Source organism: Kribbella qitaiheensis (assembly GCF_042657745.1).
Lineage (GTDB): Bacteria > Actinomycetota > Actinomycetes > Propionibacteriales > Kribbellaceae > Kribbella > Kribbella qitaiheensis.
The window spans coordinates 31,716-56,468 of sequence record NZ_JBHSKE010000003.1 but is presented as its reverse complement, the minus strand read 5'-3'; the positions used below and the strand labels follow the sequence as shown (position 1 = coordinate 56,468).

General features: G+C 68.5%; 23 protein-coding genes. 16 read left to right on the top strand and 7 right to left on the bottom strand.

The window, feature by feature from the left end; all coding sequences use genetic code 11:
- The first annotated feature begins 4 nt into the window (after positions 1-4).
- Complete coding sequence (locus ACFPJ1_RS01825; protein WP_380100997.1) at positions 5-1,060, top strand: carboxylate-amine ligase; 1,056 nt, start codon at positions 5-7, stop codon at positions 1,058-1,060.
- Positions 1,061-1,567: 507 nt separating this feature from the next.
- Here the strand turns inward: ACFPJ1_RS01825 and ACFPJ1_RS01820 are convergent.
- The 5 genes from ACFPJ1_RS01820 to ACFPJ1_RS01800 all read right to left on the bottom strand — a co-directional run bounded on the left by ACFPJ1_RS01820 (position 1,568) and on the right by ACFPJ1_RS01800 (position 8,508).
- Complete coding sequence (locus tag ACFPJ1_RS01820) at positions 1,568-3,355, bottom strand: glycerophosphodiester phosphodiesterase family protein (RefSeq protein ID WP_380100996.1); 1,788 nt, start codon at positions 3,353-3,355, stop codon at positions 1,568-1,570.
- 156 nt (positions 3,356-3,511) lie between these two features.
- On the bottom strand, positions 3,512-6,292 hold the full coding sequence (locus ACFPJ1_RS01815) for an ABC transporter permease (RefSeq protein WP_380100995.1): 2,781 nt from the start codon (positions 6,290-6,292) through the stop codon (positions 3,512-3,514).
- Positions 6,289-7,038 carry an ABC transporter ATP-binding protein gene (locus ACFPJ1_RS01810; protein ID WP_380100994.1) on the bottom strand — a complete coding sequence of 250 codons (750 nt, stop codon included), beginning with the start codon at positions 7,036-7,038 and terminating at the stop codon, positions 6,289-6,291. Before ACFPJ1_RS01810 ends, ACFPJ1_RS01815 begins: the two co-directional genes overlap by 4 nt.
- 133 nt (positions 7,039-7,171) lie before the next feature.
- Positions 7,172-8,149 (bottom strand): TrmB family transcriptional regulator, encoded by a 978-nt coding sequence (locus ACFPJ1_RS01805; protein WP_380100993.1) that lies wholly within the window; start codon positions 8,147-8,149, stop codon positions 7,172-7,174.
- Positions 8,150-8,331: 182 nt separating this feature from the next.
- Positions 8,332-8,508 (bottom strand): hypothetical protein, encoded by a 177-nt coding sequence (locus tag ACFPJ1_RS01800; protein ID WP_380100992.1) that lies wholly within the window; start codon positions 8,506-8,508, stop codon positions 8,332-8,334.
- Between the two features lie 178 nt (positions 8,509-8,686).
- Between ACFPJ1_RS01800 and ACFPJ1_RS01795 the strand changes: the two genes are divergently transcribed.
- The 3 genes from ACFPJ1_RS01795 to ACFPJ1_RS01785 all read left to right on the top strand — a co-directional run bounded on the left by ACFPJ1_RS01795 (position 8,687) and on the right by ACFPJ1_RS01785 (position 10,288).
- Positions 8,687-8,926 carry a hypothetical protein gene (locus ACFPJ1_RS01795; protein ID WP_380100991.1) on the top strand — a complete coding sequence of 80 codons (240 nt, stop codon included), beginning with the start codon at positions 8,687-8,689 and terminating at the stop codon, positions 8,924-8,926.
- Positions 8,927-9,119: 193 nt separating this feature from the next.
- Entirely contained in the window at positions 9,120-9,980 is an 861-nt protein-coding gene (locus ACFPJ1_RS01790) for a hypothetical protein (RefSeq protein WP_380100990.1), read from the top strand.
- Between the two features lie 35 nt (positions 9,981-10,015).
- Positions 10,016-10,288 carry a hypothetical protein gene (locus ACFPJ1_RS01785; protein WP_380100989.1) on the top strand — a complete coding sequence of 91 codons (273 nt, stop codon included), beginning with the start codon at positions 10,016-10,018 and terminating at the stop codon, positions 10,286-10,288.
- A gap of 730 nt (positions 10,289-11,018) precedes the next feature.
- On the opposite strand, the gene ACFPJ1_RS01780 is transcribed toward ACFPJ1_RS01785, so the two are convergent.
- Positions 11,019-11,216, bottom strand: coding sequence for an META domain-containing protein (locus ACFPJ1_RS01780; RefSeq protein ID WP_380101150.1), 198 nt, complete (start codon positions 11,214-11,216; stop codon positions 11,019-11,021).
- 21 nt (positions 11,217-11,237) lie between these two features.
- Between ACFPJ1_RS01780 and ACFPJ1_RS01775 the strand changes: the two genes are divergently transcribed.
- Complete coding sequence (locus ACFPJ1_RS01775) at positions 11,238-11,381, top strand: hypothetical protein (RefSeq protein WP_380100988.1); 144 nt, start codon at positions 11,238-11,240, stop codon at positions 11,379-11,381.
- Between the two features lie 436 nt (positions 11,382-11,817).
- On the opposite strand, the gene ACFPJ1_RS01770 is transcribed toward ACFPJ1_RS01775, so the two are convergent.
- Positions 11,818-12,423, bottom strand: a complete 606-nt coding sequence (locus ACFPJ1_RS01770; protein WP_380100987.1) for a hypothetical protein — start codon at positions 12,421-12,423, stop codon at positions 11,818-11,820.
- Positions 12,424-12,532: 109 nt separating this feature from the next.
- Here ACFPJ1_RS01770 and ACFPJ1_RS01765 point away from each other — a divergent pair, with 109 nt between their 5' ends.
- The 11 genes from ACFPJ1_RS01765 (at position 12,533) to ACFPJ1_RS01715 (ending at position 24,708) form a co-directional block, all read left to right on the top strand.
- Entirely contained in the window at positions 12,533-12,928 is a 396-nt protein-coding gene (locus ACFPJ1_RS01765; RefSeq protein WP_380100986.1) for a hypothetical protein, read from the top strand.
- Positions 12,929-13,066: 138 nt separating this feature from the next.
- A complete protein-coding gene (locus tag ACFPJ1_RS01760) occupies positions 13,067-14,182 on the top strand; it encodes a GNAT family N-acetyltransferase (protein ID WP_380100985.1) in 1,116 nt (371 codons plus the stop codon).
- The gene (locus tag ACFPJ1_RS01755) at positions 14,106-15,104 is read left to right on the top strand and encodes a potassium channel family protein (protein ID WP_380100984.1); all 999 of its coding nucleotides are present in this window, start codon (positions 14,106-14,108) and stop codon (positions 15,102-15,104) included. Before ACFPJ1_RS01760 ends, ACFPJ1_RS01755 begins: the two co-directional genes overlap by 77 nt.
- A gap of 159 nt (positions 15,105-15,263) precedes the next feature.
- On the top strand, positions 15,264-16,253 hold the full coding sequence (locus ACFPJ1_RS01750) for a LacI family DNA-binding transcriptional regulator (RefSeq protein ID WP_380100983.1): 990 nt from the start codon (positions 15,264-15,266) through the stop codon (positions 16,251-16,253).
- Positions 16,250-17,182 (top strand): carbohydrate ABC transporter permease, encoded by a 933-nt coding sequence (locus tag ACFPJ1_RS01745; protein WP_380100982.1) that lies wholly within the window; start codon positions 16,250-16,252, stop codon positions 17,180-17,182. Before ACFPJ1_RS01750 ends, ACFPJ1_RS01745 begins: the two co-directional genes overlap by 4 nt.
- Positions 17,179-18,012 carry a carbohydrate ABC transporter permease gene (locus ACFPJ1_RS01740; RefSeq protein WP_380100981.1) on the top strand — a complete coding sequence of 278 codons (834 nt, stop codon included), beginning with the start codon at positions 17,179-17,181 and terminating at the stop codon, positions 18,010-18,012. Before ACFPJ1_RS01745 ends, ACFPJ1_RS01740 begins: the two co-directional genes overlap by 4 nt.
- 24 nt (positions 18,013-18,036) lie before the next feature.
- The gene (locus ACFPJ1_RS01735; RefSeq protein ID WP_380100980.1) at positions 18,037-19,317 is read left to right on the top strand and encodes an ABC transporter substrate-binding protein; all 1,281 of its coding nucleotides are present in this window, start codon (positions 18,037-18,039) and stop codon (positions 19,315-19,317) included.
- Positions 19,317-20,465, top strand: coding sequence for an ADP-ribosylglycohydrolase family protein (locus ACFPJ1_RS01730; RefSeq protein WP_380100979.1), 1,149 nt, complete (start codon positions 19,317-19,319; stop codon positions 20,463-20,465). Before ACFPJ1_RS01735 ends, ACFPJ1_RS01730 begins: the two co-directional genes overlap by 1 nt.
- 52 nt (positions 20,466-20,517) lie before the next feature.
- A complete protein-coding gene (locus ACFPJ1_RS01725) occupies positions 20,518-21,831 on the top strand; it encodes an ADP-ribosylglycohydrolase family protein (protein WP_380100978.1) in 1,314 nt (437 codons plus the stop codon).
- Positions 21,824-22,720: a ribokinase gene (locus ACFPJ1_RS01720; RefSeq protein WP_380100977.1), complete on the top strand. Its 897-nt coding sequence runs from the start codon at positions 21,824-21,826 to the stop codon at positions 22,718-22,720. Before ACFPJ1_RS01725 ends, ACFPJ1_RS01720 begins: the two co-directional genes overlap by 8 nt.
- Positions 22,717-24,708 carry an SUMF1/EgtB/PvdO family nonheme iron enzyme gene (locus ACFPJ1_RS01715; protein ID WP_380100976.1) on the top strand — a complete coding sequence of 664 codons (1,992 nt, stop codon included), beginning with the start codon at positions 22,717-22,719 and terminating at the stop codon, positions 24,706-24,708. Before ACFPJ1_RS01720 ends, ACFPJ1_RS01715 begins: the two co-directional genes overlap by 4 nt.
- Positions 24,709-24,753 lie beyond the last annotated feature (45 nt).

Genomic DNA, 24,753 nt, shown 5'->3' with positions numbered 1-24,753 from the left:
CACCTTGACCCATCCGTCCATGGGCGTCGAGGAGGAGCTGCTGCTGGTATCCGCCAGTGGTCGCCCCCTGCCGCGCAGTAAAGCCGTCGCCGCCGAGGCCGAGGGCATCGACGTGGAGCTTGAACTGACCCAGGCGCAGGTGGAGATCAACCTCCCCGTCTGTGACACGCCTGCCGAGCTCCGTGATCAGCTGCAGCGCCTCCGCTCGCAGTTGGCGCAGGCCGCCGCCGAGGAGGGCGCCAGGCTGCTGGCGATCGCCGTAGCGCCTGGTGGTGAGGCGATGCAGCGGATCACCAACAAGCCGCGCTACCTGGAGATGGAGACACGCTACGGGCAGCTGGCGCGCGAGCAGAGCGTGTGTGGATGTCACGTACACGTCGACGTGCCGGACAAGGAAGCCGCAATCCGGGTCAGCAATCACCTACGACCCTGGATGCCGACGTTGCTGGCCTTGACGGCGAACTCGGCGATCTACCTGGGCGCTGACACCGGCTTCAGCAGTTGGCGCTCGATCATGTTGTCTCGCTGGCCTTGCTCCGGCCCACCGCCGTACTTCGAGTCCGCCGAGCACTACGACGCTCTGGTGGCGATGCAGCTCGAGTCGGGCAGCATCATGGACGAGCGGATGGTCTATTGGGACATCCGGCCGTCAACCCATCTGCCGACGGTCGAAGTGCGCATCAGCGACGTCCCGCTGACCATCGACGAGACAGTGCTGCTCGCGACGCTGATCCGCGCCCTGGTGACGACTGCGCTCGCCGACGGAGGCCTAGGCCCGAAACTGGAGCCGGAGGTACTGCGGGCCGCGTACTGGCTGTCCGCGCGTGACGGGCTGTCCAACGACGGGCTGGAGGTGCTCCGGGCCCAGACACTCCCGATGCCGAAGCTGCTCGACCTACTGCGGCAGCACGTGACTCCTGCGCTCGAGGAGCTCAACGAGCTCGACCTGGTGGACGAGAGCCTCCAGCGGCTGCTCAGAGAGGGCAACGGTGCAGCCAAGCAGCGCAAGGCCTTCCGTGAGGGCGAAGACATCGTCGCCCTCACGGAAATCAAGCCCTGACCAGGTTCCAACGGCCGGACCCGCGCCATGACACCCACGCCAGCCCCACACTCGGCGGTCAGCGGCGAAGCCTGACTGGTGCTGTGGGGGTTCGCTGCCTCCTCGTGGGGTTCGCCCACTGTTCTGACAGTGGGCGAACCCCCACAGCACGGGCGGAGCACACTCTGCGGCTGCGCGGGCGAGGTTTCGCGCCTCCGGGGTGCACTCGTGCTCTGCGGGTTCGCTGCCTGCTCTGGGGGTTACCCCACTGCTCTGGGGGTTACCCCACTGTTCTGACAGTGGGCAAACCCCCACGGCACGGGCGGAGCACACTGTGCGGCTGCGGCGGGCGAGGTTTCGCGCCCTCCGGGGGTGCGCTGGTGCTGTGGGGGTTCGCTGCCTCCTCGGGGGGTTACTCCACTGCTCTGGGGGTTACCCCACTGTTCTGACAGTGGGGTAACCCCCACGGCACGGGCGGAGCACACTCTGCGGCTGCGCGGGCGAGGTTTCGCGCCCTCCGGGGGTCCGCTAGCGCAGGAAGTCCTCCAGGCCGTGCAGGTCGTCTGTGTTCAGGTGGTCGACACCAGCAGCGACCAGCTCGGACCAGACCGCTTCGCGAGCCGCTCCAGGCGTGTCCGGAGTCTCCCAGAACCGCACCCGGTAGCCGGCGTGGTGCGCCGTCGTCACGATGTCCCGCAGCTTGGCCCGCTCGTCCGCCGGGAACGCCCCGACACCGCGCCAGGTGAAGTTGTTGGACCAGTTGTCGCTCACGAGCGGCATCAGCGACGCCGGGAGCTTGGAGTTCAGGTCGGACAACCTGCCGTCGTATCCGGCGTACCGGACCTTCTGCGCCTTCAGTACGTCGAGCGGGCGGTTGCCGCTGATCACCGAGGTGACCGCGCCGGTGTAAGTGCGGCCGTTGACGTAGACCGTGCTGATGCCGCGGTACTTCCGCAGCGCCTGGTCGATCGCCGCGTAGGTGCTCGGGCCGTCGCTCTTGATGTCGATCAGCAGCTGGAAGTCGGCGCCGTGCCGGTAGACCTGCCCGTGGTTCTGCTTGACCTGCTGCACGAGCGGCTGCAGGTACAGGCTCTCCAGGGTGCGACCCGGTACTGCGTCCTCCTGGTCGTGGGCGACGCGGAGCTCGCCGTCGATCAGCCAGACGTCGGCTTCGACGCTGTTGAAGCCGCGGTCGAGCGCATCCTGCAGCGGCCGCCGGTGCTCGTAGTCGTTGTGCGCGTGAGCCGTCGGCAGCGCCCGGATCGCAGGCTGGTCGTACGCCGTGGGCAGCCGGAAGCCCTCGTCCTGGGCAACCGTCCGCACCCGGTCGGGGTAGTCCGAGATGATGCCGTCGACACCCTTGTCGATCAGCGACCGCATCGTGGCCGGGTCGTCCACGGTCCACGGCACGACCTTCATGCCGGCCTTGTGGGCCGAGCGCACCATGTCCGTGGTCACATACGGCCGGTACGCCGGGTCGGTGACCTTGCCGTCCTGGGGGAACCCGTGCACCGGGGAGATCGCGTCGGCGCTGAACGACTTGGTCGCCTTGACCAGGTCACCGCCGAAGTCGTCGATGTCGATCCCGCCGAGCCAGGGGGACTTGCCCGGCTGGCCGGTCTGCAGGAAGTCGTAGTTCGTCAGCGCCACGATCGGTAGCTCGGGGGCGACCTGACGCATCCGCATCAGCGCGCCCCAGTCGAAGCTCTGAATCGTCACCTGGCGGCTGATCTTCGCCTTGCGGATCTCGCTCGCGACCACCTGGACGAACTGCTCGCGCGGCGCGGTCTCGGTTGGCGCGCCGGCCTCGACCTTGGTCTCGATGTTCAGCTTGACCTTGTCCGCGTGGAACCGGTGGACCAGGTCGAACACGTCCCGCAGTTCCGGCATCCGGGCGCCCGGGTCGGGTGTCTGGCCGGGGAAACCGGCCTGTGGCAGCGATCCGCAGTCGAGCTGCTTGACCTGCTTCAGGCTCAGCGTGTTGATGAACTTGCCGACGTACGGGTACTCCGGGTCGCCGGGCGTGTAGGGGGCGGTGTCCTTGCACTTGGCGCCGGTGACCTTGCGGTCGTGGGTGACGACCGCGTGGCCGTCCTCGGTGATCTGGACATCCAGCTCGAGGGTGCTGACGCCGACCTCCAGACCACGTGAGAACGAGGCGACGGTGGACTCGACGGTGAGGCCGAGGCCGCCGCGGTGGGCCTGGATGTCGAACTCGCGGCCGCGGCCGGCGCCGGCAGGCACCGCGACCACACTCTGGAACAGCAGACCGGCGGCCAGGGCAAGCGGGAGCAGCGCGCGGGGGAGGCGGCGCATGAGGGGTTCCCTTCTTCGGGGCACGGGGCGGACTGGGCCGATGGTCCACCGTTCAGATGGACCGTGGCCCTCGCGAAGGTAGCCGAAAAAGGGCGGAATGGTGAGCCCGGAGTCGCCGGGTGATGACTAACGGTGCCGGAGCACGCCGACAGACCGCTATTCGTACTGCAGGGCCTCCAGCGGATTCAGGCGGGCGGCCCGGCGCGCGGGCCAGATCGCGGCGAACAGACCGACCACCACCGACACGACGGCGAAGATGACCAGTTGCCCGATCGGTACGGCGAAACTGACCTCGTCCAGGCGGGCGGCCAGCAGCAGGGCCAGGCCGAGTCCGAGCAGGATCCCGATCACCGCGCCGATCAGCGCGGTGATCACGCTCTCGTGCCGGATCATCCGTTTCACCTGCCGCCGGGTGAGGCCGATCGCGCGCAGCATGCCGAGTTCCCGGGTCCGCTCGAAGACGGTCAGCACCAGCGTGTTGACGATGCCGAACAGGCTGACCAGCACCGACAGCGCGAGCAGCACGTAGAGCACGTTCAGCAGGCTCCGGATGCCGTTCGCCTGGGCGTCCTTGAACTGTTCGCGGGTCTGCGCTTTGGCGTTCGGGAACGACTTCAGCGCGGAGTTGAGCGCTGCCGTGTTCGCGGCGGTGACGCCGCCCTGCATCCGCACGAAGGTGTAGAGGTTCTGCGGCTGCGGGTTGGTGGCGTCGAAGGTCGTCGTCGAGATCGTCACGTTGCCGAACGGCGAACCGCCCGCCGGCGGCTTGAAGATCCCGCGCACGGTCAAGGGCAGCGTGCTGCCGGCGACGGTCGTCAGCGAGATCGACGAGCCGACCTGCAGGTTGTGCTCGGTCGCGTACGGCTCGTCCAGGATTGCGCCGTCCCGGCCCAGTTCGCCGAGGGTGGCCTGCGATCCAGCCTCCCAATCGAACCTCAGTACTCCGGGAGCCTGTTCGTCCACCGCGGTGACGTTGATCGTCTCGCCGAAGGCCTGTCCCTGGCCGCCCCGCACACTGGAGACCGCCTCCACTCCAGGCACGGCCGCCGCGGCCGCGGCCACTGTCGGAGGCAGCGGGCTGAAGTTGTTCTGGGCGACGATCGCGTAGTCGCCGCTGAAGATCTTGTCGACGGCGTCCTCGAACGGCCGGATGATCCCGGCCCCGAGCGTCGCCACCAAGGTCACGAGCGCCAGCCCGATCATCAGGGCCGCCGCGGTCGACGCAGTCCGCTGCGGATCGCGACGGCTGTTCTGCCCGCCGATCTGTACCGCCGGCCGGTCCGAGAGCACGCCGGGGAAGTCCGCCGGCCACTCCGGTTGCCAGGAAGTCACCGCGCGACGGAGGGCCATCAGGGCCACGAGCACGAGCAGGATCGGGTTGAGTACCGCGCCGAGCACGAATCCACCGGCTCGGCTCGCGCCGGATCCAGGTCCCCAGAATCCACGGCGCAGCAGCCAGTACGGCAAGGAGAACAGCGGCCACGCCAGTGCTGACAGGATGACGACGGACCAGCGTGCGATCGGGTCCGATGCCGCGGCCAACGGCTTCACCAGCCGGGCAGCGAACAGGGCGATGCCGATGAAGATCAGCAGGACGCCGACCGCCAGCAGAGACAGCAGCGCGGTAGTGCTGAGCCCGTCGACGAACAATCCGGCGATCACCAGGGCGACCCCGCCGGCAGCGAGCAGGGCGGCACCCAGGGGCCGGAACCGGTGGTACCGGCCAGGCGGCAGCTTGGCACCTTCCCGTACGGCGGCGATCGGCGGCACCCGGGTGGCTCGCCAGGCGGGCCGCAGGCTGGCGAGCAAGGTGACCAGGATGCCGACGGCCAGCGCGACCAGGACGGTTCGCGTGCGGAACACGAGTCCGTTGTTGGGCAGCGTCAATCCTGCCGCGTCGAAGATCTTGAACAGACCAGTGGCGATGCCCAGGCCGAGGAACAAGCCGACCGCGGCCGACACCACGCCCGTGACGAGTGCCTCGAGCACCACGGAACCGAGGATCTGACGCCGGGAGGCGCCGAGCGTCCGCAGGGTGGCGAACTCGCGGGTCCGCTGGGCGATGGTGATCGACAGCGAGTTCGCGATCACGAAGGACCCGACGAACAGCGCGATGCCGCCGAACACCAGGAGGAAGGTCCGGAAGAAGTCGAGGAAGCCGGCGGTTCCGGCCGAGTCCTCGGCCGCCTGCTCGTCGGCGGTCCGCACCTGGGTGCCTTCCGGCAGGATCTTCTGGACCGCGTCGACGAGTTGCTGCGGGGACGTGCCGGCCTTGCCGGTGAGCAGGATCTGGTCCAGCTTGCCAGGCTTGTCGAACAGCCGTTGCGCGGTCGGCAGCTCGAAACCGGCCAGGGTGGCGCCACCGATGGAGGAAACGGCGCCGAACTCGACCAGTCCCGAGATCCGCATCCGCTGGACCGCGCCGCGAGCCTGGACGCCGATCGTGTCGCCAGCCGCGAAACCCTTCTCCTTGGCGGTCTTGGTGTCGATCACGACCTCGTTCGGAGCGGGCCATTCGCCGCTGACCAGAGCGAGGGAGTTGAACTCCGGCCGGTCCGGGTTGACGCTGAAGCCGAGGTTCGGCGCGCCGCCGAAGACGATCGCCTTGCCGTCGCGGCCGATCAGCTGGGCCTCACCCGAGACCGCGCCGTCGGCGAGATCGACCTCGGGCAGCGCGGCGACCTTCGGCAGCAGGCTCTGGTCGAACGGCGGCGCCACGCCGGCGCTGTCGTCGCTCAGCTCGAACGCCGGCTTCCCGGTGATCGCCGCGTCGGTGTTCTTGTAGTTCTCCGAGAAGATCGAGTCGAAGGCGCTCGAGATCGAGTCGGTCAGCACGTAGGTGCCGGAGACCAGGGCCACTCCGAGGACGACGCCGACCGCGGTGAGCGCAGTACGGAGCTTGCGACCGAGCAGGCCGCGGAGTGCGAACCGGATCATTGCAGGTCCAGCGTGTCGATGATCTGCAGGATCTCGTGCTGGCTGGCCTGACCGGTCTCCTTGACGATCTCGCCGTCGGCGAGGAACAGCACGCGGTCGGCCATCGTGGCGGCGCGGGCGTCATGGGTGACCATGACGGTGGTCTGGCCGTAGTCGTCGACCGAGGCGCGCATCAGGTTCAGGATCTCGCCGCTGGTCCGGGAATCGAGGTTGCCGGTTGGCTCGTCGGCGAAGATCACCGTCGGCCGGGACACCAGCGCCCGCGCGATCGCGACCCGTTGCTGCTGGCCGCCGGACAGCTCGGCCGGCCGGTGGGAGAGCCGGTCCCGGAGCCCGACGCGGTCGATCAGCTCGTCGAAGAAGGCGGGGTCCGGCTTCTCCCCGGCGATCGTCATCGGCAGCAGCACGTTGTCGCGCGCGGTCAGCATCGGCAGCAGGTTGAAGAACTGGAAGATGAAGCCGATGTGCTTGCGCCGCAGCCTGGTCAGATCGTTGTCGCCGAGCGTGGTGATCTCGGTGCCGTCGATCCGCACCGAGCCCGAGGTCGGCTTGTCCAGGCCGGCCAGGATGTGCATCAGCGTCGACTTGCCCGATCCCGACGGCCCCATCACCGCCGTCAGCTGCCCGGGCGCGATGTCGACGCTGACCCCGCGCAACGCCTGGACCGCCGTGTCTCCTTCGCCATAGACCCGCACGATGTCGTCTGCGAGAACGACGGACGTCTGTCCGTTCGATTGCCCCTCCATGCGGATCGCCCCTCCCCGGCTGATCAGCGGCCGCCCCAGCAGGCCTCATTCCTTTTGCCTTTCGGTCGAGTCTGCTCGCGTTCGGTTGATCCCGGAAGGGGGTTTTCCCGGGCTCGACCCTGGTTGCCTGCCCTCAGAGCCAGCCGCGGCGCGCGGCTTGGAAGCCGAGTTGGAGGCGGGTCTCGGCGGCCACCAGGTCCATCAGAGCCCGGACGCGCCGCTGAACTGTGCGCATCGACAGGCCCAACTGGTTCGCCACCGCCTGGTCGGTAAGCCCGGCCAGCAGCAGCCCGAGGATGCGGGCATCCAGCTCGTGCAGGCCGTCGCCGGGCGTGCTCTCGACCATGCCGTCCGTGCCCAGCACCAGGGGGAGACCGTCGCGCCAGACCCGGTCGAACAGCGCGATCAGGGCGTCGAGCATGCCGCTGCGATGCACGATCAGCGCGCCGATACTGCGCTCCGAGCCGGACAGCAGTGGTACCAGCGCGATCCGGCGATCCACGATGAGCAGCCGGATCGGGAGCTCCTGCACCACCCGGACCTCTTCACCCGCCTGCAGCGAGTCGGAGGCGGCAGCGAAGAAGCCAGGCCGGTCGAAGGAGCTGCGCTCGATCATCACCCGGTACCGCACGCCCCGGCTGACCGCGGCGTCCTCCTCGGTGTTCTCCTCGGCCGGGACCACCGCGATCTCCGCCTTGACGAAGCCGAGCACCTCCTCGCGGGCCGACATCTGCAACTGTGCGAAGCGCTGCCCGACTGCCTTGGCCCCGCGGACGACGTCGACCACATCGCCGACCGACCGGTCCGTGTCCGTACCGCGATAGACCTCGGTGAGCGACTCGATCTCCCGCTGCGCCCGGCGGAGTTCCTCCTCGCGCTGGACCGCCAGCGCCGCGAGAGCCACCGAGGGCGGGGACGCGACGTACCGGTCGGTGCCGCCGCTGGAGCGCGCTGCGAGGCCAAGCGACTCCAGCGCGGCCAGCGAGCGGGCTGCCTCGATCGGATGGCAGCCGAGCCGGCCGGCCAGACCCGCGGCGTCGTACGAGGGCACCTCGACGAGGGCGCGGTAGGCGAGTTCTTCGGAGTCCTCTAGTCCGAGCACGTCGAGCACGATGCCTCCCTGGGGGCGGCTGGAGGTGGTTGGCAGCTGGCGGATGTCGGAATTGTCGCAATCTTGCCAGCACAGGCAGGTCTTTTGCTGGCGGTTTGCGGTGGACTACCGCGCGGTCCTCCCCGACGTCTCGAAGGTGGTCCGATGCTTCACCGGTTCCTGGTCGGCGCGGCCGCAACCGGCTACGAGACCCGCACGGTCGGCAACGACCTGTACGTCGTACCGGACAGCGCGGCCAAGCTCGTACTCAGCGGCAAGGTGGACCAGGCGTCGACGCGGAGCACCCGGATCTCGTCGGGGCGGTCAAGGCGCAGCAGAACTTCACCGACAGCCCGGACGCCGCAAATCACGACGGGCACGGCAGCACACGTCCTCGACGGTGCCGGCCGCGGGGTGGCGTCGGCAGGCCGGAACAAGGGCGTCGCACCGGGCGCGCAGTTGCTCTCGGGCAGGGTGCTGAACGACTCCTGTCGATGTCCGAAGTCGTCTGCACAGATTCAGCGCTCCGGAGTGACTGGTTTGCAGGGAGACGCGGCTTTGGGCCAGGACGAGGTATCTGAGCGTGGTGTGCTGACGGCGCCGGACGGGCTGTGGGAGGTCGCGGTACGGCAGGCCGCGGTGATCAGCCGCCTGGCAGCGCTGGACTCTGCGGGCGTGATCGCTGTGGACGAGGCGGCCAACGAGCTCGAGCTGTCACGGCGTCAGGCCGAAACTCCGCAATGCATCATTGGCTTTGTTCGTCGGCCTGTCCTTCGCGATCGCCCGCGAATTCTATGACGGTTACGTTAGTCCGGTTGAGTTTTGAATTGCATGTTGCTGCAATCTCGTGGCCTTCCTGTGCCCTTGTTTCGTCAGTAGCTTCGATAGGTCCGGCGCCGGAGGGTGCAGGACCCGTCCATGGGAGGCATTGATGAAAGTCCGGAAAGTGACAACGCTATTTCTAGCGTCGATCCTCGGATCGGTCGCATGCATGACATCCGCAGCCGCTGCGCCGCCAGATGGCGCCAGGTCCGTGGGGACGTCCTCAGAATCGCCGGCTGACTGTTCAGCAGCAGCCCAAGCTTCAGGAGAGTGCCTCGGCTGGGCCGGCGGAGCAGGAGTCGATCCGGCTGCGGCGACGGTTGCCAGCGCACTGCGCCTCGGCAAGGGCGAGCTTGCCCGGAAGTTCTTCAGTAATCGCCGCACCGAGATGAGTTCGGGCACCCAGAGCCTGATCACTCAGGCCTTCGCTGTTGAAGCCAAGGAAGGTGCCGAGGAAGCCGCGCGTGTGCTTGCCCCGCTGGTGTTCCCCTCACAAAACACTGCCGACGGCGGCCGCGCGAAGATCTACAGCCCTGACGCTTCCCAAATCGACAACGGCGAGACCCGCGCGACGAGCTACTACAAATGGGTGCTCCACGGATCAACTCAGACCAAGATCTACTACGGGTACACCAACTCGTCTGGATACCACACGCTCGGTTCGCTGAACGCGGACCTCGAAGCCCACACGTACTTCCAAGACACCGGCGCTCACTGGTTCATGGACGTCGTGCACGCCTCAGGAGTTCGGCCGTACCTCAGCAGCAATGTGGAAAGGATCTACCAAGACGTCACCCTGGGGTCGGATCCGGTGAAATCGACCCTCAACTGCTACGCCGCTGGGTACTCGCTGAGCTGCAACGTCTACAGCAAGCCTTCGATGACGACGGGGAATTGGTATTACTTCCAGGCGAACTGGACCAACAATGTTTCCGGGTATCCGTCGTCGGCGGTGGAGGTCGAGACCAGGAGGTGGAAGGTGGTAACTTCATCGAACTGGCAGTTCCTGGCCTACGGCAACGGCGGCTGACGCAACCGATGTCCGCGTAATCCAAGGAGGATCAGTTGATCGCCGACGACGAGGTCGCAAAAGCCGAGCGGGCCCGCCTGGAGATGCTTGATGCCGTCTACGCGGGCATTCAGCACCGAAGTGAGGTGCTGGAACTGGTCAGCAATTCCGAGCTGGCTGAAGATGCTCTCCGCGCGGTCCAAGACCTTCTGGGACTGACCGAGCAGCATGCCCAGGCGGTGCTGGACCTTCAGTTCGCGAGACTGACTCGTTCGAGCGTGGCTCGTATCGAGCGTGATCGCGAGCAGTTGCGCGCTGAATGGGGATGACCCGAACCAGCTCGCGTGGAGGTGTGCAGCGGACGCCAGAAGGTTGGCGCGCTGCACGCCTCCATCTGTCTTTCTCCACCACCGCCGGCACCGATCGACTGGACGGATCCGAGATTGTCGATCGAACTTTCTACACTCTGTGCCCATGAATGACCATCAGACTGAGCTGGAACCTGCCGACTGCTCGGAGGCTGCCCAGGCAGCCGGCGAGTGTCTCGGTTGGGCGGGCACAGCCGGCGCGGATCCAATAGCAGCGACAATAGCCAGCGCACTGCTGCTGGGCCGGTCCGCAGCGGCCCGCAAGTTTTTCGATATCCACCACGCCGAAGTCGACGCGGTCACCAGGGACCTGATCACCGAAGCTTTTGCGACCGAGTCCACCCATGGCGCCAGCGCGGCAGCACGGGTGCTGGCACCCCTCGTCTACCCGTCGCCAGGATCGTGTACTACCTAGAAGGTGTTGAGAAGCGGTGATCAGCCTTCTGGCGGCGTTTGAACTGCGCAGGCGTGACAGCTGAGGATGTTCCCGCGGCCTGTCGATGTCCGAAGTCGTCTGCACGGGTCCAGCGCTGCGAAGTGGCCGCTTTGCAGGCGAGTGCGAGTCATGGCGGGTGTACCGAAGTGGACTGCGCTAGCGTCACAACCTCGTGACTGTTGAGGCGACGCGGACCAGGACGCATCCCAGAACGTGTACCTCCTCTCTATGGCCCGACGACAATGGGCAGCCGCTCTACCCCGCCTTCAGGTCGAGGCCGATGCCGGACGGGGCCAGAAGGGTCAGCTGGTTGTAGTCGATGGTGTAGGCGACCGCGGGCCCGAGGGTGGCCAGGATTGCGGCCTGCATCGCGGCGGTTTGGGCTGTGCAGGCGCGGGCGGTGGTGGCGACGTCGCTGAAGGTCAGTTCTGTGTTGTTGCGGGTGACGGTGATCGGATCAGCGCCAGGTCGGGCGTGCTCGTGGTGGTGGCCGCCGGCAACCTTTACGGACCGGCGGAGACGATCACCAGCCCGGGGTGTGCCGCTTCCGCTCTCACCGTGGCCGCGACCGACCTGACCGCCACGACGACGGCGGGGCGTGGGTCGACGTTCCGGTGAGGAACTCCGGGACGAAGGTCGCCGCGAGCGTGGACAACCCCCTGGCGACCGACTTCGTCACGCTGAAGGTCGAGCTGACCGACGCGAACGGGAAGTCGGTCACCCAGACGCTGAAGCGTTTCTACGGAATTCGCTAGACACCTCACAGCCGGGCCGGGCATCCCAGGGGGCGCTGGGATGCCCGGCTCACGGGTGCGCCCGCGCGACGACGGGAAGAGGAATTTGGGGTGCCGGACCGGGAAGCGCCTCACGGCGCGTGGCCGCTCGAAGCGGCTAATTTTGGGACCCGGGGCTACCGCGGCCCGACACCTCCAACAAGTGTAACGGGTGCCCAAACCCCTTGTCCTGTTGAGATGTCACGCATCGGGCGCCGATAACACCTTGTTCGTCAGGTTGCAAGTACCCCAAGCCGTGAACAACCTGACAGAGCGGCGAACTACCAGAGTTGGCCGGCGCGTTCGGTCCGCGCGGCCACCTGCAACTGGTCTGCCAGCTCCACCAGCCGGGACGCGGAACGGACCTGGTCGTGCCCGTCGTCGGCCAGGTGAGCCCGGCCGGTCGCGACGATCCGCGCGAACGCCGCGGCGCGGTCCAGCGTGGTGGCGAAGTCACCCGTCGCCACGCCCCGCAGTACGGCGTCGACCATGTCCTTGACTTCGGTCGGCCCAGGCGGGTCGGCGACGCCGGCCACCACGGCGTGGACCTCCGCGTACTTGCGGCCGGTGTCGTACTCGCGGGAGACGTCCTCGGCCGCCGTGTGCACCCAGGAGCGCAGCAGGTACAGCCGCCAGAGTGTGCCGGGCAGCGAGTCGGCGGGGGCGTCCGACCACAGGTCGGCCAGTTCGTCCAGGCCGTAGTCGTCGGCCAGTTTGACCACCCGCGCGATCACGTCGGCGTCATCGCTCGACCGGGCGCCGCGAACGAGCAGTTCGGCCGTCCGGTGCGCGACCTCGGCGACCGCCGCCGGGTCATTGGCGCCCGGCAGCGACTCGAACAGCTTGGCACCCGGCAGGATCGGCCGGCGCGGCGTAGGTGCGGTCACCCGCTCAATGGTGCCCGACCCGCCCCGAGACCGCATTTCGACCCGGCAGTGCGACCCTCCAGGTCACCACAGGACTCCACGCCGGCCTCGGGGTCAGTACAGTCGGAGCATGGCATCAGCCGGTCGGAGTCGCTTGGTCAAGAACGTCGTGAAATACGGCGTCCGGTACGGGCCGATGGCGTTCGAGGCGGTCAAGCACGGGCGGGAACCGGCCCAGCAGGCTCTCCAGGCCGCCCTGGCCAAGCGGTCGGCGCGGAAGAAGGCGCTCGAGCACGCTCTCACCGTCCGCGATGGTTCGCTGCTCAAGGTGATCAAGGAGGGCCAGGCGATCTTCTTCGTCTTCAGCGGCGACGCGATCGTCACCACCTACCCGCCGGTCCCGCAGCCCAGCTACCCTGAACTGCTCCGGCACGCCGACCTCGACCGCCGGGAGGACGCGGTCGCGCTGACCGCCCAGAAACCCAAGATCGCTCCCCGGATGCCCCACTTGAAGCGCCGCCGCTGACTGTGACCGAGCCCTCCGGGGATCACACCAGGGTTGACCTCGGCGTAACACGCAGGACCCGGCGCGGCAACACCTCCCACGCACCCTGGAACGAACCGTCTTCAACTGGGCGGTTCTCACGAGGGAGGGGCCTCACCGATGCTCTGGAAGATCAGGACCGAACTCGCCGACCGTCCCGGCGCCCTGGCCGAACTCGCCGCACGCTGTGGTGCGGATGACATCAATATTCTGAGTCTGGAAGTCTTCACCGCCGAGTCCGGCGCGATCGACGAACTCGTCATCTCCACCGGGGTCGGCTGGACCGCGGAGGACCTGACCGCGCTGGTCGCCGAGGCCGGCTGCTCCAGGACGACGGTCCGGCCGTGCCAGGCCGACGTCCTCAGCGACGCGCCGACCCGTTACCTGCGGGCTGTACTGCGGCTGATCGACGACCCGGTCTCGGTCGACGAGGAGTTGGAGACGCTGCAGGGCTTCGAGGAGTACACGCCCGCCGAGTGGGCCCGCGCCGACGTACTGGTCGAGATCGCGGGACGCCTGGCCGAGCGCCACCAGGGGACCGTCACGGAGGGCCCGCGCCCCGGCAGCGCAGTACCGGCGTTGCGGAAGGCCACTGTCGAGGATGCGCCTGCTGTGGTGGACATGCACGAGCGGTGCTCGTACGAGAGCCGCACCCGCCGATACCACGTGCCGATACCGAAGCTGACCGCCCGTACTGCGAGGCACCTGTCCGCGCCCGCGGGTGGCGTCTCCATCGTGGCGACCGTCGGCGACGCCGTGATCGGGATGGCGACCGCGGCCCCCTGGGAGGAGCTCACCGGTACGGTGATGGAGGTGGCCGTCCTGGTCGAGGACGGCTGGCAGCGCCAGGGCCTCGGCTCGCAGTTGCTGCGCCGGGTGATCCAGGAGGCGCGGTACCTGGGTGCCGACCGGGTGGTCTGCATGGTGCAGCCGGAGAACGACGGGATGCTCCGCACCGTCGAGGGGCTGCGGATGCGGACCCGGGTGGTGCAGGACAGCGGTCACCTGATGGTGACGGTGGCCCTGTCCGACCAGAGCCTGTCGCATGCGGTGGATCGGCCGTCAGTGCCCTATCGTCAGACGCGTGCCATCCCTGCCCTCCGGTCGCAATCCGCACGGTCTACTGGTCAACCTTCCCGCGAGCACACGCTCGCCGGTGATGGAGCTGTTCCGGCGCTTTCTGATCGCGCTGGGGCTGCTGACCCTGATGGTGCTCATCGTGGTGGTCGACCGTGACGGGTACAAGGACACCTACGACGGCAGCGTAAGCCTGATCGACAGCATCTACTACGCGACCGTCACCCTGACCACGACCGGGTACGGCGACATCACTCCGGTGACGCCGACGGCCCGGCTGGTGAACGCCTTCCTCGTCACGCCGCTGCGGATCGCCTTCCTGGTGGTACTGGTCGGCACGACCCTGGAAGTCCTGGCGAACGAAGGTCGTCGCATCATGCGCGACTCGCGATGGAGGAAGCGCATGAAGGACCATGTCGTGGTGGTCGGGTACGGCACCAAGGGCCGCTCGGCCGTGCAGACGCTGCTGAGCAACGGGGTGAAGCGCGAGACCATCGTGGTGATCGATCCCCGCGCCCAGGCGGTCGGGGACGCAGGCAACGACCAGATGGCGGCCTTCCACGGCGACGCGACGAACCGGACCGTACTGCGGCGCGCCGAGGTGATGACCGCCCGCGAGGTGATCGTGACCACGGATCGCGACGACTCCGCGGTGCTCGTCACCCTGGCGGTCCGCCAGCTCAACCCGAACGCGCACATCGTCGTCGCGGTCCGCGAGGAGGACAACGTCCCGCTGTTGCGGCAGAGCGGCGCGGACGCGGTGGTCACCTCCTCCGAGGCCGTCGGCCGGCTGCTCGGCCTGTCCGCGGTCAGCCCGAACCTCGGTGAGGTGATGGAGGACCTGCTCACCTACGGCGAGGGCCTCGAGGTCGCCGAGCGCCCGGTGCTCGGCCGCGAGGTCGGCAAGGCGCCGTCCTCGGTCCCGGACCGGGTCGTCTCCGTGGTCCGCGACGGCAAGGTCCACCGGTACTACGACTCCTCCGTCTCCGTGCTCGCCGCCGGCGACAAGCTCATCGTCGTCCGCCCGGCGAAGGAAACCCCCTGGGCCGAGCGCCCGGGCGCCGACGAGCAGGACGAGTAGCCCGTCGAATACTTCAACCGCCCATCAGCTGTCCAGCTGGTGGGGGCGGGTTGCCGTGGGTGCGGACCACGCGACCGGGTGGTCCGGTGTTGACGGGTTTGCGCGGGGGTTCTAGAGTCTGGGTTGTAAACGATTACAAGAACGATTACAGGAGGCTGCGTGAGCCGGCCGACGATCGCGGAAGTGGCCCGGGCCGCCGGGGTTTCGGTGGCCTCGGTGTCGCGGGTGCTGAACGGGCTGCCCGCGACCGAGGAGATGGTCGAGCGGGTGCAGCGCGCGGTCCAGGAGCTCGGCTACGTGCCGGACTCGCGGGCGAGATCGCTCAAGGTCGGCCGCACCTTCCAGCTGACCCTCGCTGTCGCCGACGTCGGTAACCCGGTCTACGTGACGATGATGCGCGCGGTCGAGGAGGTCGTCTCCGCCGCCGGTTATCGCCTGGTCGTGACCACCACCGGCTCCGACGTCGTCGACGAGGTCGCCCTGGTCCGTGGCATGGCGCGCGGCTACGCCGACGGCCTGGTGATCAGTCCGTTGCGGGTGGATGACGACCTGATCAAGTCGATCCGCGAGTGCGACGTGCCGGTGGTCGTCGCCGGTAACGTGCCCGCCTCGGCGGGTGTCGACACCGTCCGCGCGAACTCGCCGAAAGGAATGACCTTGGCCGTGGAACACCTGCTGGCCAAGGGCCGCGACCGGATCGCCTTCGTGAACGGCCCGGTGGACACTGTCCCGGGTGCCGCTCGGGCCAAAGGTTTCGCCGACGCCTTGAAGCAGTACAAGCTCGAGGCCGCCGGTGCCATCGAGGCCGACGACTTCACCTTTGCCGCCGGGCGTGCCGCCGGCCGGGAGTTCTTCGAGACGAACCGCCCGAACGCGGTGATCTGCGCGAACGACCTGCTCGCCGTCGGTGTGATGCACGAGCTCGCCGCGTACGGCCTCGCGGTACCGGCGGACGTCGCGGTGATCGGGATGGACGACAGCGAGCTGGCCGAGCAGTCCTTCCCGCCCCTGACCAGCGTCAACCTGGGATCGGCCGAACGAGGCCGCCGGGCCGCCGAGTTGCTGTTGGCAAGGATCGACGACGACACCCGGAAGCCGAAACGGATCGTCGTCCAGCCGACCCTGAGCGTTCGGAGGTCGACGCCATGAGCACTGCCACCCTGACCAGCGCCCCCGAGCAGGCCGGCGAGTCCAAGCGGCCCGGCCGGCCGAAGCAGAACCGGGAAGCGATCTTCCTGTTCCTGCCTGCGCTGCTGCCGGTCCTGCTGCTCAGCGTGTACCCACTGCTGCGCGGGATCGCGCTCGGCTTCACCGACGCGCGGGCCGGGCTGAACGTCGACACCAACTTCATCGGCTTCGACAACTTCGCCAAGCTGCTGCACAACGAGCTGTTCTGGGACTCGTTCCGGATCGGCCTGATCTGGACCCTGTCGGTGACCATCCTGCAGTTCGTCCTGGCGCTCGGCCTGGCCCTGCTGCTGAACACGGACCTGAAGTTCCGCGGCGTGGCCCGGACGCTGGCGCTGATCCCGTGGGCGATGCCGCCGGTGGTGGTCGCGATCATGTGGCGACTCCTGTTGCACCCGACCAACGGCCCGGTCAACGAGATCCTGCAGAGCCTGCACCTGACCGATCACCCGATCAACTTCCTCGGCGACTTCAGTACTGCGCTGCCGGCGGTGATCGTGGTCGGTGTCTGGGTCGGCATGCCGATGACGACCGTGACGCTGCTCGCCGGACTCCAGGGCATCGACCGATCCCTGTACGAGGCGGCCGCGGTCGACGGCGCCGGGGCGTGGCACCAGTTCTGGTACATCACGCTCCCGCAGCTGCGCACCGTCATCATCGCGATCACCAGCCTCGACATGATCTGGAACTTCAACTCGTTCGGGCTGGTCTACGTGCTCACCGCGGGTGGCCCGGGCGGCAAGACGATGCTGCCGATGCTGTTCGCCTACAACGAGGCGTTCCGGTACGGGAACTTCGGCATGGCGGCCGCGATGGGCGACGTGATGGTCGTGATCATCATCGTCTTCCTCGCGTTCTATCTGCGCAGCCGGCTGAGGAGTGAAGCATGAGGACCAGGCCGACCACCCGCGCACTGCAGTACCTCGCCGTGCTCTGCTACCTGGTGTTCCTGGCGTTCCCGCTGCTCTGGCTGATCTCCAGCTCGCTGAAGTCGCCGCAGGAGTTCGCCAGCATCACGCCGTCGTTCCTGCCCAAGCACCCCGACCTGTCGAACTTCAGCGACGCGCTGGAGGAGCAGGGCCTGGTCCGGTCGATGCTGAACTCGCTGCAGATCTCGGTCGCCACCACCGTGCTGGTGCTGATCGTCGCGCTGCCGGTCGCGTACGCGCTGGCGCGGTTCCGCAGCCGGCTACGGCCGGTCACGAACGGCTGGATCCTGGTCAGCCAGGTGTTCCCGGTGATCCTGATCGTGATCCCGCTGTTCCTGATCCTGCGGCCGCTGCACCTGACCAACACGATCCCCGGTGTGGTGATCGTCTACATGGTCTGGTCGCTGCCGTTCGCGCTGTGGATGCTGCAGGGCTACGTCGCCGCCGTACCGCGGGAGCTGGAGGAGGCGGCGTCGGTAGACGGCGCGAGCCGCGTCCGCACGATCGTGTCGATCGTGATGCCGCTGCTGCGGCCGGGCCTGATCGCGACCGCGATGTTCACCTTCATCTCGGCGTGGAACGAGTTCTTCTTCGCCCTGGTCCTGCTGCAGGACCCGCAACTGAAAACGCTGCCGCTGGTACTCGCCCGCTTCGTCGGGGCCGAGGGCCAGGTCCAGTTCGGACCACTCGCGGCCGCATCCGTCCTGGCCACCGTGCCGAGCCTGGTGTTCTTCGCCTTCCTTCAGCGCCGGCTGACCTCCGGTCTGCTGAGTGGCGCTGTCAAGGGCTAGGTGCCGTCCCCCTGAGGAGAAAACATGAAGAAAGTAGTGACCGCCCTGATGGCGGCGGGTGCCCTGGTGGCGCTCGCGGCCTGTGGTGGAGGCAGTGACAACAGCTCCGGTGACAGCGGGTCGACGGAGAAGGTGACGCTGAAGTTCCAGAGCCTCGCCTTCCAGAAGACCACCGTCGCGGCGACCAAGAAGATCGTCGCGGACTGGAACGCGGCGAACCCGAACATCCAGGTCGAGTACGTGCAGGGCAGCTGGGACTCGGTGCACGACCAGCTCGTCACCCAGTTCCAGGGTGGTACGGCGCCCGACGTGATCCAGGACGAGTCCGCCGACATCACCGGTTTCGCGAACCAGGGGTACCTCGCGGACCTCTCGCAGTACCTGAGCCAGGAGACGAAGGACGCCGTACCGCAGGGTGTCTGGGACACCGTGTCCAGCGAGGGCAAGGTGTTCGCCGCGCCGACCCTGCTGCAGTCGTACGTCGTGTTCGGCAACTCCGCGCTGCTCAAGCAGGCGGGTGTCTCGACCACGGGTGACTCGCTCAGCTGGGACCAGCTGCAGGCTGACGCCAAGAAGCTCACCGCAGGTGGCAAGTACGGGCTCGGCTGGGGTCTGAAGAGCCCGACCGCGACCGTGCTGAACCTCGGGATGAACTTCGACGCGGCCTTCTTCGAGGGCACCGGCCGGGACGCCAAGGTGAAGATCGGTGACCCCGAGCTCGAGGTGCCGAAGCGGATCAACGCGATGGCCTACACGGACAAGTCGATCGACCCGACCTCGCTGACCCAGAGCGGCTCGGACGTGCTGCCGGGCTTCTTCGGCGGCAAGTACGCGATGATCGTCGGCGGCAACTACGCCGCCCAGCAGATCGTCGAGCAGGCGCCGAAGGGCTTCCAGTGGGAGGTGCTGCCGCCGCTGAAGGGCACCTCGGAGAAGCAGGCCGCGAACCCGCAGACGCTGTCGGTGCCGGCCGAGGGCAAGCACATCAAGGAGTCCGCTCAGTTCATCGACTTCTTCATGAAGGCCGAGAACCTGGCCGCCGTCGGCCAGGGTGACTGGCTGATCCCGACCACGCAGGCCGCCCGGGACGCGATCCAGCAGGCGACCGGTGGCAAGAACGGCTGGACCCAGACGCTGGCCAGCGGCGCCGAACTGACCAAGGCTCCGTTCCAGAGTGTGGAGAACTACCCGAAGTGGAAGGATCAGATCGCCACTCCGGCGCTGCAGGAGTTCCTGGCGAACAAGATCGACCTGGCCACGCTCGGCAAGAAGCTGAACGACGGTTGGGGCCAGGTCAACAGCTGATGCCCGAGGAGACCAGCACAGTGCTCGAAGACAAGTCGGTAGGGGTTCTCGTCGGCTCGGCGGTCGGCGACGCGATCGGTGGCGCCGTCGAGGGCTGGACCCCCGAGGCGATCCGCGAGCGGCACGGCGGCTGGGTGACCGGCATCGTCGGCCCCTGGTACGACGACTGGCGCAACGCCCGGCCGATCGCGCCGTACCACAAGGGCGACGGGCACATCACCGACGACACGTTGATGACGCACGCGCTGGTCGAGGTGTACGACGAACGCCGCGCGCACCTGGACGCGTACGCGATCGCGGAGTCGCTGGTCCCGAAGATGCTGTCCGGGCGCCGGTGGGTCCCTGAGCTCGAGGCGGACGCGTTGCTGCTGCAGCGGGTCTTCCTGGCCGAGAAGTGGCTCGTCGCCCGGTTGCACTACGGGCACATCGACCCGCGCGAGGCGGGCGTCGGCAACATCGTGAACTGTGGCGCGGCGATGTACGTGGCGCCGGTCGGGATCGCCAACGCAGGCGATCCCGCCGGTGCCTACGCCGAGGCGATCGATCTGGCCGGCGCGCACCAGTCGAGCTACGGACGGGAGGCCGCCGGGGTGTTCGCCGCGGCGGTCGCGGCCGCGATGGTGCCCGGGGCGACAGCCTCGTCCGCCGTCGAGCAGGCACTGGCACTGGCCAAGGACGGCACCCGCTCCGCGGTGGAGGCGATCGTCGACGCCGCCGACGGGGTGACAGACTGGGAAGAGGCGATTCCCGTACTGCGCAAGGCGATCGAGCCGTTCGACACGGTCGGGCCGGACTACCGGGACCACTCGCTGGACGCCCGGCGGCCGAGCCGGACCAAGGCGATCGAGGAACTGCCGGTCGCGCTCGGCTTCGTCCTCGTGTCGGGTGGCGACGTGCGTCAGGCCATCCTGGGCGGCACGAACTACGGCCGCGACGCCGACTCGATCGCGTCGATGGCCGGCGCCATCACCGGCGCCCTGAGCGGCCGGGCCGGCGTACCGGCGGACTGGGCGACGACCATCGCCGAGGCGAGCAAGACCGACCTGGAGCAACCCGGGCGGGTGATGGCCTCGGTCGCGAAGGATCTGCGCCAGGCCGACGCCGAGCGGTGGGCCCGGCGTACGGCGGCGCTCGACGCCCTGGCCTGATGTCAGGGGCGTTTCACCCGGCGCTACAGGAAATGTGGAAGGAAGTGCTCCGATGAGATTGACCTGGGTGCAGCCGGAGGACCTGCTGCCGCACCAACTGGTCCAAGGTCGTGCAGAGGGTGTCGACATCGCGGATGTCGAGGACCGCTGGCGCCGAGCCGGCGGTACTGCGGACGCTCCGGTGTCGGGTGCCTCCGACAAGCCGGCGACGGCGGAGTTGCGGGAGCTGGCCCGGGAGTTGCTGGCCGAGCTGGACTCGCGGACTCCCGCGTGGACGCCGCCGGCGATCCCGGTGCTGGACAAGCTGACCGGATCGGCCGACCTGTCGGAGCGCGCGCTGAACGCGTGGCTCGGCCGGGCCGCGGGCAACCTGCTCGGCAAGCCGGTGGAGAAGATCCCGCGTGAGGGCATCCGCGAGATCCTGGAGAGCTCCGGGCAGTGGCCGCTGACGCAGTACATCACCGCGGTCGGAGTGCCGGACGAGGTGCAGGCGAAATGGCCGTGGAACCGGCGGTCGAAGCCGACGAGTCTGCGCGAGGTCATCGACGGGATGCCCGAGGACGACGACCTGAACTTCGCGATCCTGGCGCTGCAGTTGGTGGAGCGGCACGGCTCCGCCCTGACCACCGAGGAGGTGGCGCAGGCGTGGCTCAGTGATCTGCCGGCCGGCCGGGTGTTCACCGCCGAGCGGGTTGCCTACCGCAACCTTCTCGAGGGGGTCGATCCGCTGCAGGCGGCGCTGGTGCGGAATCCGTTCCGCGAGTGGATCGGCGCGCAGATCCGGACCGACGCCTATGGATGGACGCGCCCGGGGGACCGGACGGCCGCGGCTCAGCTCGCCCTGGCGGATGCGCGGCTGAGCCACACCGGCGCGGGAGTCGACGGGGCTCTCTGGGTGGCGGCGATGTCGGCGGCGGCCATGGTGCTCGACGATCCACGCGAGGTCGCGCTGGCCGGTCTCGAGGTGGTCGACGCCGAAGGGGAGATCGCCCGGGCCGTCCGGTTCGGGTTGTCCCTCGCCGATGCTCCGCTGGACGACGCGCTCGACGCGCTGCACTCGGCATACGGGCACCTGCACTGGGTGCACTCGGTCAACAACAGCGCCCTCACGGCGTACGCGCTGACCGCGCCGGACTTCGCCACCGGGATCGGCCGGGCGGTGATGGGCGGGTGGGACACCGACTCGGCCGGCGCGACTGTCGGCGCCGTACTTGGCGCGGCGCTCGGAGTTCCGGCAGAGTGGTCCAGACCATTGGACAACCGGATCGCCACCAGCCTGCCCGGGATGAACCAGGTGGCGATCGACGAACTGGCCGCGCGAACCGTGGCGGCGGCGACGAGTGACGAGGGGGAGCGGCGTGGCTGACGTCGTAGTCGTGGGGAGCGCGAACGTGGATCTGGTGCTGCCGGTCCAGCGGATCCCCCGGCCCGGCGAGACCGTGCTGGCCGGCGGGCTGACCCGCGGGCCGGGCGGCAAAGGTGCGAACCAGGCGGTCGCGGCCGCGCGGGCCGGCGCCTCCACCGCGTTCGTCGCGGCGCTCGGCGCGGACGACGGCGGGGCGTTGCTGCGGGACGCGCTCGGCGAGGCGGGGGTCGACCTGTCCCTCGTCTCGACCTCCGAGCAGCCGACCGGTACGGCGATCATCACGGTCGCCGAGGACGGGGAGAACTCGATCGTCGTCGCGCCGTCGGCCAACGCGACGCTCGAGCTGTCCGAGGAAGCGCTCCGAGCTGTCCGCGAGGCGAAAATAATCCTTTCCCAACTGGAGATCCCGTTCGATACGGTGCAGGCGGCTGCTGCGGCGAGCTCTTACTTCGTGCTCAACGCAGCGCCCGCGGCGGAGCTCTCGGACGAGTTGCTCGCGCACGTCGACCTGCTGGTGGTGAACGAGACGGAGGCCGAGGCTGTGGGGGGTCCGAAACTGTCGGCACTGCTGGAACGGGTGCCTGCCGCGGTGGTCACGCTGGGCGCCGAAGGAGCGGTGATCCTGACGCGGGATGCCGCGGAAATTCGAGTCCCGGGGGTGTCGGTAGAGGTGGTCGACACGACCGCGGCCGGCGACACCTTCTGCGGAGTACTGGCGGCGACATTGGCTGCGGCATCAGCTACCGCCTCAACTACTGGGCGCGACCTGACGAATGCGGTCCGACGCGCTAACGTTGCTGCTTCATTGAGCGTTCAAACCGGGGGAGCGATTGCCTCGGTGCCTCACGGGGAAGTCATCGACGCGCGTTATGCGGAGGTATACCTGTGAACCCCCTCGAGCCCAGGCCGATCGACCAGCCCGCCAAGGTCGACCTCGGGCTGCGGGCCGACCTGGCCTTCCTCGACGACGCCAAGATCCTCGGCGCCCCCGACGACCCGGCCGATCTGCCCCGCTGGCGCGGCAAGCTCGCCGAGTGGTTGATGGGCGCGTACGACCGGACCCGTTACGACGGGGGCACGCACTACGAGGTGCCCGGCCGCGAGTGGACCCAGACGGCGTACTCGGTGGCGCTGGTCTGGCTGTGGGACGACCAGTTGTACGACGTGGACGCGGGCCGGTTCACGCCGGAGAAGTTCGTCCGGCACGGGATCGAGGACTTCGGCGGGTACGACGCGGTGGTGCTGTGGCACGCGTACCCGGTGATCGGGATCGACTCGCGCAACCAGTTCGACTTCTACCGTGACGTGCCCGGGCTGAAGGAACTGATCGACGCGCTGCACGACCTCGGGCTGAAGGTCTTCTTCGACTACAACCCGTGGGACGTCGGCACCCGCCGGGCGGCCCGGTCCGACGCCGAGGAGTTCGCCGCGCTGGTGACCGACTTCGGTGCCGACGGCGCCTTTCTCGACACGCTGAAGGAGGGCGACCCGGCCTTCACCCGGGCGCTGCGCAAGGTGAACCCGGCGATCGCCTTCGAGGGCGAGTCGAGGTTGCCGTTGGCAAGGATCGCGGACCACGCGCTGTCCTGGGCGCAGTGGTTCGCCGACACCCGCGCGCCCGGCGTCCTGCGGGCGCACCTGTTCGAGCGCCGGCACATGATGCACCACACCCGCCGCTGGAACCGCGACCACAGCGACGAACTGCAGTCCGCCTGGGTGAACGGCGTCGGCATCCTGGTCTGGGAGTCCGTGTTCTCCGCCTGGGTCGGCTGGAACGCGCGGGACCGGGCCACGCTGCGCCGGATGGTCGCGGCGCAGCGAGCGTTCTCTCCCGTTCTGATCAACGGCGACTGGATCCCGCTGACGCCGGAGATCCCGGACAAGGCGCGGGCGCACGGCGTCTTCGCCTCGCGGTTCGAGCTGGCCGACGTAACCTTCTGGACCGTGATCAACCGCCACGACGAGGACTTCGAGGGCATCGTCCTGCACTCCGAGGACCAGGTCGGCGACTGGTACGACGTGACCTCGGGCGTCCCGATCACCGCGGACGACGACGGGGTGCACCTGGTCGTGCCGGGCCGTGGGGTCGCCGGGATCGTCCGGATCGGGGCGACGGCGGGCCAGACCTGCCGGGCGACCGCCCGCCGGCTCGGGACGTTCTCCCGGCCGCACGTCAAGGACTCGGCGTTCCCGGTCGCTCGGACGGAGCGTGTCGCAGTACCGGAGGTGACGGGTGGAGCCACGCTCGGCGCGACGGTCGTCGTACCGGCCGGGGAGCGCTCTCTGACCGCTCGGCACCGGCGGCGCGAGACCGGGCTGTACGACCAGGCGCCGTACGTCGAGGAGTGGAAGCCGCTGCCTCCTCGTCTGCACGACATCCAGACGATTCAGCGCGAGGTCACGCTCTCCGAGATCCCGGTGGCGACCCGCGAGGTGACGAACGCCGAGTACGCCGAGTTCCTGGCGGCGACGGGGTACCAGCCGAAGGTCGCGAACCGGTTCCTGGCGCACTGGGTCGACGGCGCGCCTGCGGCCGGCACCGAGGACCAGCCGGTGACGTATGTCGACCTGCCGGACGCCCGGGCCTACGCGGCCTGGCGTGGCGGGCGGCTGCCCACCGAGGACGAGTGGCAGGTGGCCGCCGGGCTGGACGGGTTCACCCGCGCCGAGCCGCTGGTGTGGAACCTGACCGAGAGCGAGCACCGCGACGGGCGCAGCCGGTTCTGCATCCTCAAGGGCGGCTCGCACTACGTTGCCGAGGGCTCCGACTGGTACTCCGACGGCGGTCCGCAGGAGCCGGAGGTCAGCTTCAAGCTGGTCCTCACCGGTGGCGGCCTGGACCGTTCGGAGACCATCGGCTTCCGGTGCGCGGGATGACACCTGGAGTCTTCCGGTGCTCGGCATGATCGCTGTTCAGGTAGT

Bases quoted from the DNA above. Each gene is read 5' to 3' on its own strand.
- ACFPJ1_RS01810 (WP_380100994.1), bottom strand. From the start codon at position 7,038: ATGGAGGGGCAATCGAACGGACAGACGTCCGTCGTTCTCGCAGACGAC.
- ACFPJ1_RS01765 (WP_380100986.1), top strand. From the start codon at position 12,533: ATGGCATCAGCCGGTCGGAGTCGCTTGGTCAAGAACGTCGTGAAATAC.
- ACFPJ1_RS01760 (WP_380100985.1), top strand. From the start codon at position 13,067: ATGCTCTGGAAGATCAGGACCGAACTCGCCGACCGTCCCGGCGCCCTG.
- ACFPJ1_RS01735 (WP_380100980.1), top strand. From the start codon at position 18,037: ATGAAGAAAGTAGTGACCGCCCTGATGGCGGCGGGTGCCCTGGTGGCG.
- ACFPJ1_RS01745 (WP_380100982.1), top strand. From the start codon at position 16,250: ATGAGCACTGCCACCCTGACCAGCGCCCCCGAGCAGGCCGGCGAGTCC.
- ACFPJ1_RS01815 (WP_380100995.1), bottom strand. From the start codon at position 6,292: ATGATCCGGTTCGCACTCCGCGGCCTGCTCGGTCGCAAGCTCCGTACT.
- ACFPJ1_RS01740 (WP_380100981.1), top strand. From the start codon at position 17,179: ATGAGGACCAGGCCGACCACCCGCGCACTGCAGTACCTCGCCGTGCTC.
- ACFPJ1_RS01820 (WP_380100996.1), bottom strand. From the start codon at position 3,355: ATGCGCCGCCTCCCCCGCGCGCTGCTCCCGCTTGCCCTGGCCGCCGGT.
- ACFPJ1_RS01755 (WP_380100984.1), top strand. From the start codon at position 14,106: ATGGAGCTGTTCCGGCGCTTTCTGATCGCGCTGGGGCTGCTGACCCTG.
- ACFPJ1_RS01790 (WP_380100990.1), top strand. From the start codon at position 9,120: ATGACATCCGCAGCCGCTGCGCCGCCAGATGGCGCCAGGTCCGTGGGG.
- ACFPJ1_RS01725 (WP_380100978.1), top strand. From the start codon at position 20,518: ATGAGATTGACCTGGGTGCAGCCGGAGGACCTGCTGCCGCACCAACTG.
- ACFPJ1_RS01730 (WP_380100979.1), top strand. From the start codon at position 19,317: ATGCCCGAGGAGACCAGCACAGTGCTCGAAGACAAGTCGGTAGGGGTT.